A 13,272-nucleotide genomic window follows, 5' to 3' on the forward strand; every position below is an offset into this window, starting at 1 on the left:
TGGACGGGCGCATCATGAAGATCTCTCGGAAGGAGACAGCCATGGGCTGGGTCTGGAAGGAACGCCAATCCTGGCGCGGGTCGTATCGCGACGAAGCTGGCAAGCAGCACACCAAGTCGTTCAGGCGGCAGGTCGAGGCGAAGCGGTGGGTCGCCACCGAGGAGTCGAAGGTCGTCCGCGGTGACTGGATCGACCCCGCCGCTGGGAAGGTGACGTTCGCGGCCTTCTACGCCGACTGGGCGCCGCGGCAGGTCTGGCTCTCGTCGACGCGCGAGAACGCCGACCTGGCGACAGCAGGGGTGACGTTCGGGGACATGCCGCTGCGCTCGATCCGGCGTTCGCACATCGAAGCCTGGGTGAAGAACATGACGGCGCGTCTGGCGCCAACGACGATCGACACCCGGTTCACGATCGTGCGCGGCGTCTTCCGCGCAGCCGTGGCGGATCGCCTCATCGCGAGCGACCCGACCATTGGCGTCGTACTGCCTCGCAAGCGAAAGGCCGAGGCGGCGATGGGCATCCCCAGCAACGCCGATGTGGCCAAGGTGCTCCGCGCGGCCGAGCCACAGCAGCGACCGAAATCGCGGCCGGGATTCACGGCGTACGTCGCTCTCTGCGCGTTCGCTGGCCTACGTCGCGGTGAGGCACTCGGCGTGCAGGTTGGGGACATCGACTTCCTCGGCCGCACTCTGCGGGTCACGCGCCAACTCCAGCGAGCCAAGCCTGCCGACATTGAGGCGGGCAAGAACCTCGTCGAGGCAGCGGGCGGAATCGCCGTGGTCATCCGAGCGCCGAAGTACGAGTCCGAGCGAACGATCTACCTGCCGGACGAGGTCATCACGGTCCTCGCCGAGCACGTCCGCCTGCACACTTCGAAGGGCGAGCCGACCCGGTGGCTGTTCGACGAAGGCGGCAAGCCCTGGCACGACAACCTCGTCGACTACCGCTGGCGTTCGACCCGAACCGACGCCAGCGTCAGCTACAAGCTGCACGAACTGCGCCACTACTTCGCCAGTGGCCTCATCGCCGCCGGGTGCGACGTCGTCACGGTCCAGCGGGCGATGGGCCATGCCTCCGCGACGACCACACTCGGCACTTACGCACATCTATGGCCGACGGCCGAAGACAAGACGCGAGCGGCCGCGGCGGCGATGGCAGCAGAAGTGCTCTCCACCGAGCTGGCCCACGACTCCGCCGCACGTTAACTCACCGGCGCGGCCCATCAGCCCAACTGCAATGCCTGGGCGAACAGCTCGAAGGTCGGCGCAACTTCCACCCAATGGTTGCCCTGTGCGCTCCAGGCAAGCCGCATTACCGAGGGCTCGTCGCGGCTGCGTCGGTAGTCAAGAACGATCGCGGCGTCCGACCCTGCGCCGAAGTCGCCGATGACAAGGGCGAGGGCAGGGTCGACCTCACTCAAAGCGCCGTGGGATTGCCAGAAGTCCGGATTCACTGCGATTTCGCTTGCAAGCGATGCGAACGGCGGCGGGTTCAGGAAGATCGCCTGCTCGCCTGGAGCGAGCGCGCTGACCGCCGCCACGGTCGCAAGCGGCCGCAGGTTCTGTGCATCAGCTGACGTCGGCGTGGGCCAGGCGCCTGCATCAATGAGGTCCGCAAGAGCAGGCGGGATCGGGAGATCGCTTCCTCCGCTCGGAGCTGCCTTGTTAGCAAGATCGAGGAGGAGATCCGCATACGACTCGGGGGTCAGGATGTCGTTGAAGAGGTTCGCAGTCACGGCCGGCGCGTCCACGCCACGGACTACTTCTGCGGCCACCCTTAGCGCGCGAGCCAGCTCTCGGGCGTCTCCAGGACTGTCAGCCCGCCAGTCGCCCTCGGTGGGTCGCGAGGTGCCCCATCCACAAGCCCACGCGACCGACTCGGCAGAGAAGTCGTACGCAGCGAGGCCACAGCAGTCGGGGACACAGAAGCGCTGCAACGACGCCCAGAACCACTCAGCCTCGGGAATGAGGTGGTCAATCGCGACCCAGTTCTGCAACTCGAGGGCCGGGGGCCGGATGAGCCGCCACCCGTTCCCTTCGACGTCGTTGTCCACCTCAGCAGCCTAGGTCGCAGCCGGGTTGGCGGGATAGATTGGCCCCGACTGAATGCGCCGCCGCAACCATGTGGCTGGTAGTGGCGTAGCCAGTAAAGAGGGGTCGTCACCTCTGGTCTCCAGATGCCCCTACCAACACCTCCGCTGACTTGCCTGAGGCAGACTGCCGACATGCCACCGCTTCAACTGATCGGCTACTGGCGCACAGAAGGCGACGCGACCTCCGATTACCCGCATCCCAGCGACTGGGTCGACTGGGAATGGGACCAGGAGGAGCGCAGCGTCGTCGGAGCGTACCTCGCATCAGGAACGGTCTTCCGCGCCTACATGGGGCTCTCGCCTTGCAGGATCTGCGGCCGTCCGAACGGTGCCGCCGAGTACACCGATGGCACCTACGTGTGGCCGGAGGGCCTTGCGCACTACGTCGACGACCACGCCGTCCGGCTGCCCGACGCAATCGTTGCCCACGCGGTGTCGCGCTCCGATTCGCTTGAGGAAGCGACCGTTTCCGATGCCTGGTGGAGAGAACGACCGAGGGTCCGCGGAAACTCCGTCAGCTCGGCTTCATCTCCAGATCCCGAGCTGCCAAGACCGACGAACTCTGATGCCTTGAGCATCCGGGTCGAGCACTCCGCAGGCGACGACGGCTCCGGCGACGACTACCTCGACCCTGCGAGCGTCTGGCTGGCGATGGCCGAACTTCTGATCGAGGACGGCGGTCACAAGATCTTGAAGGCAACAGCCCGCGGCACGCTCACCGCCGGTCGAGCGGAGGTCAGCTGGACCGAGGTGCACCGCATGACCGACGCGGACTACCAGGCACTCGTCACTCGAGCCCGTGAGTTCGCCGCCGACCGCCCCAGATAGCCGGCCGTCGCGCTCACCACGACCAGAGAGTGACGGGGTCGACCTTTAGGCTTCCGTCCGCATCCGGCCGGAAGACACCTACACGTCCCTTCGTCCGCTCGGACGGCTCGACACCCGACACCTCCTCGCCCGTGATGGCGTGGACGAACGGAGTTGCGGCGAACACAGCCGTGGCGATTGCCGCAAACCAGTTCTCGATTGGCCGCCGCCACTTGCTGGAGTCCGAGCCGTCATCGAAGGGATACGCACCGACGCGCGCATCAAGGTTGCCGAGAGCACCGAGCGGCAGGCACAAGTCGAGCCAGTCGTTGCCGAGGATCGGCCGGCCAGCATCATCGACCTCCTCGCGAACAAGGATTACAGACGCGAGGGTGGAACCAAGTCCAGGAATGTTAGCGACCCCGTTGAGGTGCCCTGCCAGAAGAGCGGCCAATGTCACACCGGCATTGCTACCGTCACGCCGGAACGGCTGGCCCAACTGAGCCACGTCCCAAAGGGCCTTCAGCGCAGTATCCAACCGAGCGTCGTCGGCCGGCCCCAACTTGATGGCCAGCTCGTAGTAGCTGCCGTGCCAGTTGTCGTCGTGCGTGCGATCCGTCGGACTCGGTCGTGACCTTCTTGGCATTGCCCAATCGTGGCAGAGCAGCGAATCCGGATGCCGCCCTTAGCCCCGCAGACGCTCAGACGAACCGGTCAACAACTTGGTCGTCAACGAAGCCAGTCCACTCGACATCCCAGGCGACGAGAAGTTCCTCGATGTCGGCGGGCCATATGCGGAGGACCTCTTCGTCCGGGTGTCCTTGCACGTCCAGATCCGGCGAGACGACGACAACGAGCGGATCGACGGGCGTGGGACCGACGCTGTCAACTAGAACCTGAGTGCCAGGGTTCGCTCCGACGCGGATGGCGCCGCGTACACCGAGCCGAAGTCGGGAGTCCTGCTCACTCGGCATTGCCACAGTCAACCAGTTGTGAAGCCGCACATAGACGCGGCTGGGCGTCAGCTCGATCGCGATTCTTGCCACGCATCTGCCACGCACGAGGCCCCAACAGGCCTCTGACCTGCGCAAACGCGTCAGATCAGTAGTACCAGGGAACTCCGGGGCCCTGACGGTGGTGGCCGCGCTGCTGGGCACCACGACGATGAACGCGCTCACCACGAAGACGAACAGCAACAGGAGATACATCAGCGGCCGGCGGGTCAGGTCCATCAGGCCCATCGCGACGCCGGTGGGCAGCGGCGAGCGGTGGAGACGCAGCGGCGACTTCCTGCCTCGTCCCACCGAGCCCGCCCGGAGGGCCTCGACGGCGGAGGCCCGGCCCACCCTGCGCAGGAGCCCGAAGATGAACAGCAGGATCACACCGAACAGTGCCAGCGAGACGACGACCGGGGCGAGCCAGGCACCGATGGTGGAAGCGCTGCCCAGGTAGGCCACCACGCTGCGCGACATCAACGGAGCCAACGCCAAACCTCCACCCAGCCCGAGCAGGCAGGCGGCCGCGCCGAGGCTGCCGTACTTGACCAGGTACAGGCGGCGGATGCCGCCCGGCGCGACGCCGATGGCGGTGAGGACGCCGATCTCGCGCTGGTCATTCTGGATGGCGGCCAGGAAGGACAGTCGGAGGCAGAGCAGCCCGACGGCGAGCAGCAGCACCGAGGCGAGGATGACCACGCCTGCCACCACGCCCTCGCTGATCATGTTGAAGAGGTTGAAGGTGGCGGAATCCACCATGGGACCGACGCTCGGCAGGCCCGCGTCGAGGTACGCCTTCTTGAACGGGGCCAGCTGGGTGGCCGGGTCGTCGAGCCAGAAGGAGATGAGGTACTCGGGGCTGCCGGTGTGGGCGCTGACCGTGGCGAGATCCCACTCGCTGACCGCCAGGCGCTTCGAGCTGGCGATGCCGGTGTTCATGATGGCGTCGCGCACGAAGCCGGCCACCGTGAGGGTGGTGGCGAAGTCCTCGGCGGTGATCGTGACGGAGTCGCCTGGCTCAAGCCCGTTCTCCACGTGGTACATCACGGGCAGCCAGATGGTGCCCGGTTCGACTGCGGTCACGGCCCGTCCCTGGAGGTCGAGGAGAAGGTCACGCTGCGTGTTGGGCACCACCAGCGAGTTCTGCTGAACGTTGCTCTCCTGCGAGACGCCGTTGAACGCCAGGCGGGCGTTGTCGACACCGAGCAGCACCTGGGTCTGGGCCGCCTCCACCTCTGGCCGCTGCGCGGCCCAGTCGTCGACCTCCTGCTGGTCCATGGGACCGGCGTGCATCTGGGCGACGTGGGGCGCAGCGGCCGCGGTGAGGAGCCGGTCGCTGGCACCGGTGAGGCGGGCGAGCAGGCCCGCGCTCCCCGTCGCGAGGACCACCGCCAGCGTCATCAGGACGACGAGGGTCAGAGCGAGAGTCAAGTTCCTTCTCACATCGTGGATGACCATCCTTCGGAACATGCTGACCTTTCGCCGCGAGCGTCCTTCGAACCTATGGGCCGACGGCGGCGCCGTCTGTAGGGATTTCGCCTGAGCATGACCTGAGCCGACCCCGGTGTCGCCCGTTAGGGGGTCAGCGCTGTTGCCGCGTCGGACACAATGGGGGCATGAGCGAAACCCGCACCACCCGTTCCCCGCTGGCCGCCGCCCTGCTCGCGGTGGGCGGCCTGCTCGCCGTGATGTGGGCGCTGGAGATCCTCGACGCAGTGACGCTCAACGCTCTGGATTCCTATGGCATCGAACCGCGCGAGGTCTCGGACCTCCCCAACATCCTGTGGGCGCCCCTGCTGCACTTCGGGTGGGCGCACCTCATCAGCAACTCCGTGCCGTTCCTGGTGCTGGGCGTGCTGACCTACCTCTCAGGGGCGATCCGCTGGGTGGTGACAACCGTCGTGAGCGCCGTCGTCTCCGGACTCACCGCCTGGCTGCTCTCGGCCGCCGGCACCATCACGGCCGGCGCGTCCGGCGTGATCTTCGGCTACCTCACCTACCTGCTCGTGCGCGGCATCTTCACGCGGAAGATCTCGCAGATCCTGATCGCCGTGGTGGTGTTCGCGCTGTACGGCACCGTGCTGCTGGGGGTGCTCCCCGGCGCGCCGGGCGTCAGTTGGCAGGCCCACCTGGGTGGTGCAGCCGGCGGCGTGATCGCGGCGTACCTGCTCCACTCGAAGGCCTCGCGCGTCAGATCATGAACTCCGGCACCAGCGTCTCAGGCCGCAGGCCGGCGAACAGGTCGTCCTCCGGGATCATCGTGGGCACCTTCGACACGACGAGCTGGTAATCCTCGGTGGGCCAGCCCATCTGCTGGATGGCCAGCGGGACGGCGAACCACGGGCCGTCGGGGTCGATCTGGGTGGCGTGGGCCTTGAGCGCCTCGTCGCGGACGGGGAAGTAGTCGGCGCACGGCACGAACGTGGTGAGCCGGCCGTAGGAGTACGGGTCGTTGTCACGGGTGGGCACGCTGTATTCCAGGCCGTGCTCGTGCATGGCGGCCTCGAGTTGCTCGAAACGCTTCCGGTGGAAACTCATGTGGTAGTACAACTTGGCGGCCTGCCAGGGCGTGCCGTGCTCGGGCCACTGGTACGGATCGGCCGCCGCTCGGAAGGCCTCGACGGTGATCCGGTGGCACTGGATGTGGTCTGGGTGCGGGTAGCCGCCCTGCTCGTCGTAGGTGGTCACCACGTGGGGGCGGAAGCTCCGGATGATCCGCACCAGCCGGCCCGCCGCCACCTGCGGGTCCTCGAGCGCGAAGCAGCCTTCGGGGAGAGGCGGGAGGGGGTCTCCCTCCGGGAAACCGGAGTCGACGAACCCCAGCCACACCTGCTGGATGCCGAGGATGTCGCGGGCCCTGGCCATCTCGTCGCGGCGGATCTCCGCGATGTTGTGCTCGATGTCCGGATCACCGGCGAGCTTCGGGTTCAGGATCGAGCCACGCTCACCGCCGGTGCAGGTGGCCACCATCACCTCGACGCCCTCGGCCACGTACTTCGCCGTGGTGGCAGCGCCCTTGCTCGACTCGTCGTCTGGGTGGGCGTGGACGTGCAACAGCCTCAGTTGGGGAGCGGCGGCGCTGGACATGGACTGTATTGTGCCCTCCCCCGGATCGGCACCATGCCCGTCTCAGGGCACAATGGGTGCCGTGACCACCGACGAAGCCCGCATCAAGGCCCGCTACCCCAAGGCGGGCCCCGCCGACTACCTGCTGGGAGGTCTCGCCGCCGCTGCCGTGCTGACGGCCATCCTGCTCGCCGTGTTGTCCGGGGTGCGCAACTCCAACCCCGACGTCGTCGCGATGATCCGCAGCTTCGAGGTGTCGTCGGCCACGGAGATCACGGCCGAGGTGGTCGTCCAGCGCAAGGACCCGTCGGAGGCTGCGGAGTGCCGGATGTACGCCCAGGCGGAAAGCTACGAGACGGTCGCCGAGCGCATCGTGCAGGTGCCACCGGGCACTGACAAGCTCACGAACATCGACGTGACCCTCACCACGGTGAAAGAAGCAACCGCCATCAGAATCGAAGGCTGCCGCCTGGTCGGCTGATAGGCTGGCTCAATGTCCGAAACAGCTACTGATGTGGTGTGGCTCACCCAGGAGGCCTACGACAAGCTCGAGGCCGAGTTGAACGAGCTCAGGACCGTCGGCCGCGAAGAGGTGACCGCACGGATCGCTTCCGCCCGCGAAGAGGGCGACCTGTCCGAGAACGGTGGCTATCACGCCGCCCGCGAGGAGCAGGGTCAGATGGAAGGGCGGATCCGCCAACTGGAGGACCTCCTCCGCCGCGCGCAGGTGGGCGAACCTGAAGGCGCCGCAGATGAGGTTGCCCCCGGCAAGATCATCACGGTCGCCTACGACGGTGACGACGACGACACTGACACCTTCCTGCTCGGCTCGCGCGAGGTGCTCGGCACCGATGATTCGGTGGAGTTTTCCGTCTTCTCCCCGCAGTCGCCGATGGGCTCTGCCATTCTCGGCGCCAGGGTGGGCGACGAGGTGCGCTACACCGCGCCCAACGGCAAGGAACTGATGGTCCGGATCACGAAGGTCTCGGCCCTCTAGTTCGCAACAGGAACACCGAGGCCGCCGTCCAGGAGGACGGCGGCCCTGTTCGTTGTGGGCGCGTGCGCCGGGTCAGTCGCCCAGGAGTTGGGCGGCCAGCTCGGGGCTGAGCTCGCCGCGCGCGACGCGGGCGAGGATCTGCTGCTCCGGCGTCAGGTTCCCGTTGACCGCGTCGCCGTACTCCGACTGCTGCTCCGTGCCGTCCTCGTCAGGCAGTTCCTGGTGGGCGGGAGCCGGCTGTGAGGCGGGATCCGCAGGGTCGAGCCCGAGCTTGGCCAGGACCGCGTCGAGACGGGCGCGCGCCGTGGGGTACGAGACCTGGAGGTGCTTCTCCACCTCCCGCAGGTTGCCGCGCGAGGCGAGGAACACCTTCAGCAGCGTGAGGTCCGCCTCGTTCAGCGAGCAGAACTCGCAGCTGGCGAACTCACCGGCGATCTCCGTGCCGCAGTGGAGGCATCCCTTGCGGGTGGTGATGAGCTGGTCGCCACAGACCGGGCAGTCCGCCGGCGGGTGGTAGAGGTGCTTCGCCATGTCAGTCATCCGCCTTGATGGTGGCCATGCCCATGACGACGGCGATGTCGAGCCGCGCGGAGCCGTTGCCGACCACGTACTCGTCGACCTTGTCGCCCCCGTCGGGCCAGCTGATCCGCCCGAGCCGGGCCTCGCCACGGATGGTCACGTTGGCGCCCTTGGTGAGGTGGATGTTGAGGGTGCCCGACTCGACCTTGAGACGCGAGCGGCCGAGGCTGATGGGCCCCTCGACGGCGATACCGCCGGCCTGGCTGAGCAGGTCCTCGACCTCCTGCACGTCTTCGAGGGTGGAGCCGCCCGCGGTCACGCGGATGCGACCCAGCCGGGGCACCCCCACCGTGCGGAGCCCGCCGGTGGTGACCTCCGCGTCGACGATGAGGTTGGGGTTCACCTTGACCACGAGTTCTTTGCCCAGCGAGATGTCGCGCAGGTCGTCGAGGTTGCGGGGCGGCCGGATCAGCGAGAAGCCCGTGAAACTGGGCCCGAACTCCCCGGTGGAGTTGACCTCCATGACGGTGCCGACGCGGCGCAGCACGTGCGGCCCGTCGATGGTGAGGGTGCTCACCGACGGGTCGCCCTCGATGCGCACCCGGCGCCCCACTGCGGTGACCGAGACGCGGGACAGCCCGCCGGCCTTCGGGCCGCCCTTCGTGGTGGTGTCCTGCGGGCGGTCGCCCGCTGCCGCGCGCTTGGCGGCCTCGATGCGGGTGGCGGCCTCGCCGGCGTCGATGCGCCCGGCCGCCAGGTCGTCCAGAATTGGACCGAGATCTGCGTTGCTCATGGTGAAAATGCTATCCCCCTTTTCCATAATGAAAAGCCGTTGTGCAGCTCTCGAAACCCTGGGCTTTCCCTGAGGGCGTGGAGAGCGCTCAGCCGGGCCGACGGCGGACCCACGCCTGTGCCAAGGTTGGACGTATGCGCAGACCCCTCCCGGACCTCATCGCGCCGGACTGGGCGGATGCCCTCGCCCCGGTCGAGGAGAACATCGCCGCCATGGGTGAGTTCCTCCGCACTGAGCTGGCCAACGGCTTCACCTATCTCCCTGCCGGCGAGCACATCCTGCGCGCCTTCTCCCGTCCCCTGGCGGACGTCCGCGTGCTGATCCTCGGCCAGGACCCCTACCCCACGCCCGGCCACGCGATGGGGCTCTCGTTCTCGGTGAACCCGGATGTGCGGCCCCTTCCGGGCAGCCTGCGCAACATCTACCGCGAGCTGGAGACCGACCTGGGCATCCCCCAGGCGACGCACGGCGACCTCACCGCCTGGTTCGAGCAGGGCGTGCTCCTCCTCAACCGGGTGCTCACGGTGCGGCCGGGGGCGCCGGCCTCGCACCGCGGCAAGGGCTGGGAGGAGGTCACCGCCTGCGCGGTCCGCGCGCTCGCACAGCGCGGCGGGCCCCTCGTCGCAATCCTGTGGGGCCGCGACGCCCAGTCGGCCGCATCGATGCTGGGCGAGACGCCCGTGATCGCCAGCGCACACCCGTCGCCTCTGTCCGCGCGCACCGGCTTCTACGGTTCCCGCCCCTTCAGCACCGCCAACCGCCTGCTGGAGGACCAGGGCGGGGAACCCGTCGACTGGCGCCTCTAACCGTTCGACGCAGGCCTCGAACACCTGAGACCGATGGCGGGCGATCTGGCGCTGTGGAGCCTGGCAGACTGGCTCCATGCAAGAGCAGCAGGCCGAGCCGGCCGACCCCGAGACCCCCGACGACGTGCCGCAGGCTGAGCCGGAGCCCCGCAAGCGTTACGAGAACGTGGGGCTGGGCAGGCGGTCGGTCTGGGTGCTGGGTGGCGCCGTGGGCGCCTACATGATCCTGCGCGGGCTCTACGGCATCATCACCGGCGAGGACGAGCAGCAGCCCTAGTCCGTTTCCCAGCCTCCGGGTAGCCTTGGCGAATGGAGATTGACGTTCTGGCCTGGCTCAACGCCCGCATGTCCACGCCGCAGATGGTGACCGAGGACGAAGCGCTCGAGGGCCGCGACACACCCGTCCTGAGCCCCATGCCCAGGCATGAAGTGCTCGGGCTCCCGCTCGACGAGGTGCCGGCGGGCGCCGAGGTCGCCTACTTCGCGCTGGGCTGCTTCTGGGGCGAGGAACGCATGTTCTGGCAGGTGGACGGCGTGCTGAACACCGCCGCCGGCTACATGGGCGGCTTCACGCCCAACCCCACCTACAAGGAGACCTGCACCGGTCACACCGGTCACACCGAGACGGTCAAGGTGGTCTTCGACCCCACCAAGGTGAGCTACGACGACCTGCTCACGCTGTTCTGGGAGAACCACGACCCCACGCAGGTCTACCGCCAGGGCAACGACCTGGGCACCCAGTACCGCTCCGCCATCTTCCCGGTGGACGAGGAGCAGCGAGCAGTCGCCGAGCGCAGCCGGGCCGCCTTCCAGGAGCGGCTCACGGCCGAGGGCTACGGCCCGATCTCGACCGAGATCACCCCTGGCCAGGCGTTCTACTACGCCGAACTCGAGCACCAGCAGTACCTGTACAAGAATCCGGGCGGCTACTGCCCGAACCACGCCACCGGCGTGAAGTGCGGGCCCGCCGACTGACCTGCCAACCACCCACCCCGACCAGCCATGAGGGTTTCGAACATGCTGCAGTTCCGAGTCACCGATGCCGCAGATCCCGCCGCCGCGCGGCTGCTCGACGCGTACTTCGCCGAGCGCATCGCCCTGTGGGCCGGTGAGGACACCGCCTACCAACCCAAACCCGCCGATTTCTCCGAGGGTGCGCTGCTCGTGGCCGAGCGCGACGGCGAGGCGATCGGCGTCGGGGGGATCCGCCCCGTCGAGGGTGAGGGCATGGAGGTCAAGCACCTCTACATCACCCCGGGGGCGCGGGGTGCCGGCCTCGGTCGTGCGTTCCTCCGCGAACTGGAGCGCCGAGCCGTCTCGCTGGGGGCGCAGCGCATGGTGCTGGACACCAACGCTGACCTGGACAGCGCCAACGGCCTGTACCGCGCGGAGGGCTACCACGCGGTGGAGCCGTTCAACGACAACCCGAACGCCACAGACTGGTACGCCAAAGACCTGCTGCCACCCGCCGCGCAGTGACCCCCGGCACCGAAGTCTGCCGATGATCTCCCTTTCCACCGAACGCCTGCGCCTACGCGCGTTCACCGACGACGACCTCGACTTCGTCTATCTCCTCCACCAGAACCCGGACCTGGAGCGCTTCATCCCGACGGCGGCGACGCCGGATCTGGCCACTGCCGGGCGCCACCTGGAGCGGTTCATGATGCTGCGGGAGCACCCGGTACACGGCTTCTCCCTCGTCGAACTTGCCGCCGGTCCCGGCGCCGGCACCCCCGTGGGCATCATCATGGTCAAGCCCATCCCCCCGTCGGGCGGCGGCGAGGCGGTCGACACCGAGATCGGGTGGCGCCAGGTGGCCGAACACACGGGCAACGGCTACATCACAGAGGCAGCCGACGCCACCCTCCGGGCCATCCTGGAAGCGGGTCTTCCCGAGGTGGTGGCCGTCACGCATCCCGAGAACCACGCGTCGCAGCGCGTGGCCGAGCGCATCGGCATGCAGCGCGGCGGGCTCACTGACGCCTACTACGACACCCAGACCCTGCTCTTCCGCACGGTGCGCACCTAGGCTGAGGCCATGACCAATCCCGCACTCGAGGAGCTCGCCTCCTCAGGCATCGACCACACCGTCACCCGGCACGGGCGGGTCCGTTCCCTGGCGGAGGCCGCCGCGGCACGCGGCGTGGAGCCGCGCGACATCATCAAGACGATGGTGGTGCGCCGCGGCGAAGGTGACCACCTCCTGGCCCTGGTCCCCGGGGACCGCACCATCTCGTGGCCCAAGCTCCGCGCACTGCTGGGCGTGTCACGGTTGTCCATGCCCGACGCGGACGCGGCCCTGGAGGTGACCGGGTTCGAGCGCGGCACGATCACGCCCTTCGGCACGAAGACGCCGCTGCCCGTGGTGGCCGATGAACTGGTGCGGGGACGAACGGTCTCCATCGGGGCCGGCGAACATGGGGTTGCGGCCACCATCGACGGCGACGCGCTCATCGCCCACTTCGACGCCACCGTCGCCGACATCACGGAGCCCGAAGGCTGAGCCGACGCCGGATCAGCCCTCGTTGCGGCGCACCATCTCAGCGATCCAGCTGGGCGCGAACGGCGAGGTGCAATTGGGCGGCGTGGGATAGTCCTTCAGCACCCCGAGCCGCTCCCCGATGGCCACAGCGCGCTCGCGCAGCTCCGGGTTCTCGATCCCGATCTGGGCCAGGGTGGTGTTCATCTGCCACTGCAGCCGCTCCGGCGCGTCCTTCAGCTGAGCCTCGATGAGGCTCAGCAGGCCCGGCAGATCCAGGCCGTCGGGGTTCTTCTTCACGCGGTCTGCGGTGAGGGACCACCCGGCGCTGGCGACCAAGGGATCCGCGTCGTCGAACCACCTCACCCGCAGTTCCTCAGCGTGCGGGCCCTTCATCACGACGTAGGCCACCAGCCAGTCGTGCACCTTGGGGACGCGGGCCTCGCGGAGCATGGCGTCGAGTTCCTCGGCGCTGAATTCCTTCGACCGACACGTCAGCAGCGCCAGCAGCCTGGCGGCCGTGTCGCCCGTCGCCCACAGCTCCCGGGCGAAGGCGTGATCGGTCTTGAGCCGCTTGGCGACCGCCCTCAGCTTCGTCAGGTTGACCGCGTGGTCGTCGCCGTGGCGCTGATTCACCGCCAGGATCTTCGGATCCGCCAGGTCGTCGAGTTCCGCCATCACCGCGTCGAGGTCGTGCATCCGGCGAGTCTAGGTCGGC

The 13,272-nt window shown here is 68.1% G+C and carries 18 protein-coding genes; 11 read left to right on the forward strand and 7 right to left on the reverse strand.

Going from position 1 to position 13,272, the window contains the following annotated elements:
* The first annotated feature begins 41 nt into the window (after positions 1-41).
* Positions 42-1,205, forward strand: coding sequence for a site-specific integrase (locus tag C3E87_RS04590; RefSeq protein WP_076059915.1), 1,164 nt, complete (start codon positions 42-44; stop codon positions 1,203-1,205).
* Between the two features lie 17 nt (positions 1,206-1,222).
* On the opposite strand, the gene C3E87_RS04595 is transcribed toward C3E87_RS04590, so the two are convergent.
* Positions 1,223-2,053, reverse strand: a complete 831-nt coding sequence (locus C3E87_RS04595; RefSeq protein ID WP_076059917.1) for a DUF6331 family protein — start codon at positions 2,051-2,053, stop codon at positions 1,223-1,225.
* Between the two features lie 171 nt (positions 2,054-2,224).
* On the opposite strand from C3E87_RS04595, the gene C3E87_RS04600 reads away from it, so the two are divergent.
* Positions 2,225-2,920 (forward strand): hypothetical protein, encoded by a 696-nt coding sequence (locus tag C3E87_RS04600; protein WP_076059920.1) that lies wholly within the window; start codon positions 2,225-2,227, stop codon positions 2,918-2,920.
* A 13-nt stretch (positions 2,921-2,933) separates the two neighbouring features.
* On the opposite strand, the gene C3E87_RS04605 is transcribed toward C3E87_RS04600, so the two are convergent.
* Entirely contained in the window at positions 2,934-3,545 is a 612-nt protein-coding gene (locus C3E87_RS04605; RefSeq protein WP_076059922.1) for a hypothetical protein, read from the reverse strand.
* A gap of 55 nt (positions 3,546-3,600) precedes the next feature.
* A complete protein-coding gene (locus tag C3E87_RS04610) occupies positions 3,601-5,325 on the reverse strand; it encodes an FtsX-like permease family protein (RefSeq protein ID WP_143570888.1) in 1,725 nt (574 codons plus the stop codon).
* A gap of 236 nt (positions 5,326-5,561) precedes the next feature.
* On the opposite strand from C3E87_RS04610, the gene C3E87_RS04615 reads away from it, so the two are divergent.
* Positions 5,562-6,095, forward strand: a complete 534-nt coding sequence (locus C3E87_RS04615) for a rhomboid family intramembrane serine protease (protein ID WP_143570898.1) — start codon at positions 5,562-5,564, stop codon at positions 6,093-6,095.
* On the opposite strand, the gene mca is transcribed toward C3E87_RS04615, so the two are convergent.
* Complete coding sequence (mca, locus tag C3E87_RS04620) at positions 6,085-6,981, reverse strand: mycothiol conjugate amidase Mca (protein ID WP_076059930.1); 897 nt, start codon at positions 6,979-6,981, stop codon at positions 6,085-6,087. The genes C3E87_RS04615 and mca overlap by 11 nt on opposite strands.
* A 61-nt stretch (positions 6,982-7,042) precedes the next feature.
* Here mca and C3E87_RS04625 point away from each other — a divergent pair, with 61 nt between their 5' ends.
* The gene (locus tag C3E87_RS04625) at positions 7,043-7,441 is read left to right on the forward strand and encodes a DUF4307 domain-containing protein (RefSeq protein WP_076059933.1); all 399 of its coding nucleotides are present in this window, start codon (positions 7,043-7,045) and stop codon (positions 7,439-7,441) included.
* 12 nt (positions 7,442-7,453) lie between these two features.
* Positions 7,454-7,957 carry a transcription elongation factor GreA gene (greA, locus tag C3E87_RS04630; protein ID WP_076059935.1) on the forward strand — a complete coding sequence of 168 codons (504 nt, stop codon included), beginning with the start codon at positions 7,454-7,456 and terminating at the stop codon, positions 7,955-7,957.
* Positions 7,958-8,029: 72 nt separating this feature from the next.
* Here greA and C3E87_RS04635 read toward each other — a convergent pair whose 3' ends face one another.
* Both C3E87_RS04635 and C3E87_RS04640 read right to left on the reverse strand, forming a co-directional pair.
* Positions 8,030-8,497 (reverse strand): DUF2089 domain-containing protein, encoded by a 468-nt coding sequence (locus C3E87_RS04635; protein ID WP_233120702.1) that lies wholly within the window; start codon positions 8,495-8,497, stop codon positions 8,030-8,032.
* A complete protein-coding gene (locus C3E87_RS04640) occupies positions 8,490-9,269 on the reverse strand; it encodes a hypothetical protein (protein WP_083665404.1) in 780 nt (259 codons plus the stop codon). The genes C3E87_RS04635 and C3E87_RS04640 overlap by 8 nt, the downstream gene beginning before the upstream one ends.
* A 134-nt stretch (positions 9,270-9,403) precedes the next feature.
* Between C3E87_RS04640 and C3E87_RS04645 the strand changes: the two genes are divergently transcribed.
* The 6 genes from C3E87_RS04645 to C3E87_RS04670 all read left to right on the forward strand — a co-directional run bounded on the left by C3E87_RS04645 (position 9,404) and on the right by C3E87_RS04670 (position 12,578).
* Complete coding sequence (locus tag C3E87_RS04645) at positions 9,404-10,075, forward strand: uracil-DNA glycosylase (protein WP_076059941.1); 672 nt, start codon at positions 9,404-9,406, stop codon at positions 10,073-10,075.
* A gap of 76 nt (positions 10,076-10,151) precedes the next feature.
* Positions 10,152-10,352, forward strand: coding sequence for a hypothetical protein (locus C3E87_RS04650; RefSeq protein WP_076059943.1), 201 nt, complete (start codon positions 10,152-10,154; stop codon positions 10,350-10,352).
* 32 nt (positions 10,353-10,384) lie between these two features.
* A complete protein-coding gene (gene msrA / locus C3E87_RS04655; protein ID WP_076059945.1) occupies positions 10,385-11,050 on the forward strand; it encodes a peptide-methionine (S)-S-oxide reductase MsrA in 666 nt (221 codons plus the stop codon).
* A gap of 42 nt (positions 11,051-11,092) precedes the next feature.
* Positions 11,093-11,554 (forward strand): GNAT family N-acetyltransferase, encoded by a 462-nt coding sequence (locus tag C3E87_RS04660; protein ID WP_076059947.1) that lies wholly within the window; start codon positions 11,093-11,095, stop codon positions 11,552-11,554.
* A gap of 22 nt (positions 11,555-11,576) precedes the next feature.
* The gene (locus C3E87_RS04665; protein WP_076059949.1) at positions 11,577-12,104 is read left to right on the forward strand and encodes a GNAT family N-acetyltransferase; all 528 of its coding nucleotides are present in this window, start codon (positions 11,577-11,579) and stop codon (positions 12,102-12,104) included.
* Positions 12,105-12,113: 9 nt separating this feature from the next.
* A complete protein-coding gene (locus C3E87_RS04670; protein WP_076059951.1) occupies positions 12,114-12,578 on the forward strand; it encodes an aminoacyl-tRNA deacylase in 465 nt (154 codons plus the stop codon).
* Between the two features lie 12 nt (positions 12,579-12,590).
* Here the strand turns inward: C3E87_RS04670 and C3E87_RS04675 are convergent, their stop codons facing one another.
* Positions 12,591-13,253, reverse strand: coding sequence for a DNA alkylation repair protein (locus tag C3E87_RS04675; RefSeq protein ID WP_076059954.1), 663 nt, complete (start codon positions 13,251-13,253; stop codon positions 12,591-12,593).
* Positions 13,254-13,272 lie beyond the last annotated feature (19 nt).

The organism is Tessaracoccus sp. ZS01 (genome assembly GCF_022342445.1).
Lineage (GTDB): Bacteria > Actinomycetota > Actinomycetes > Propionibacteriales > Propionibacteriaceae > Arachnia.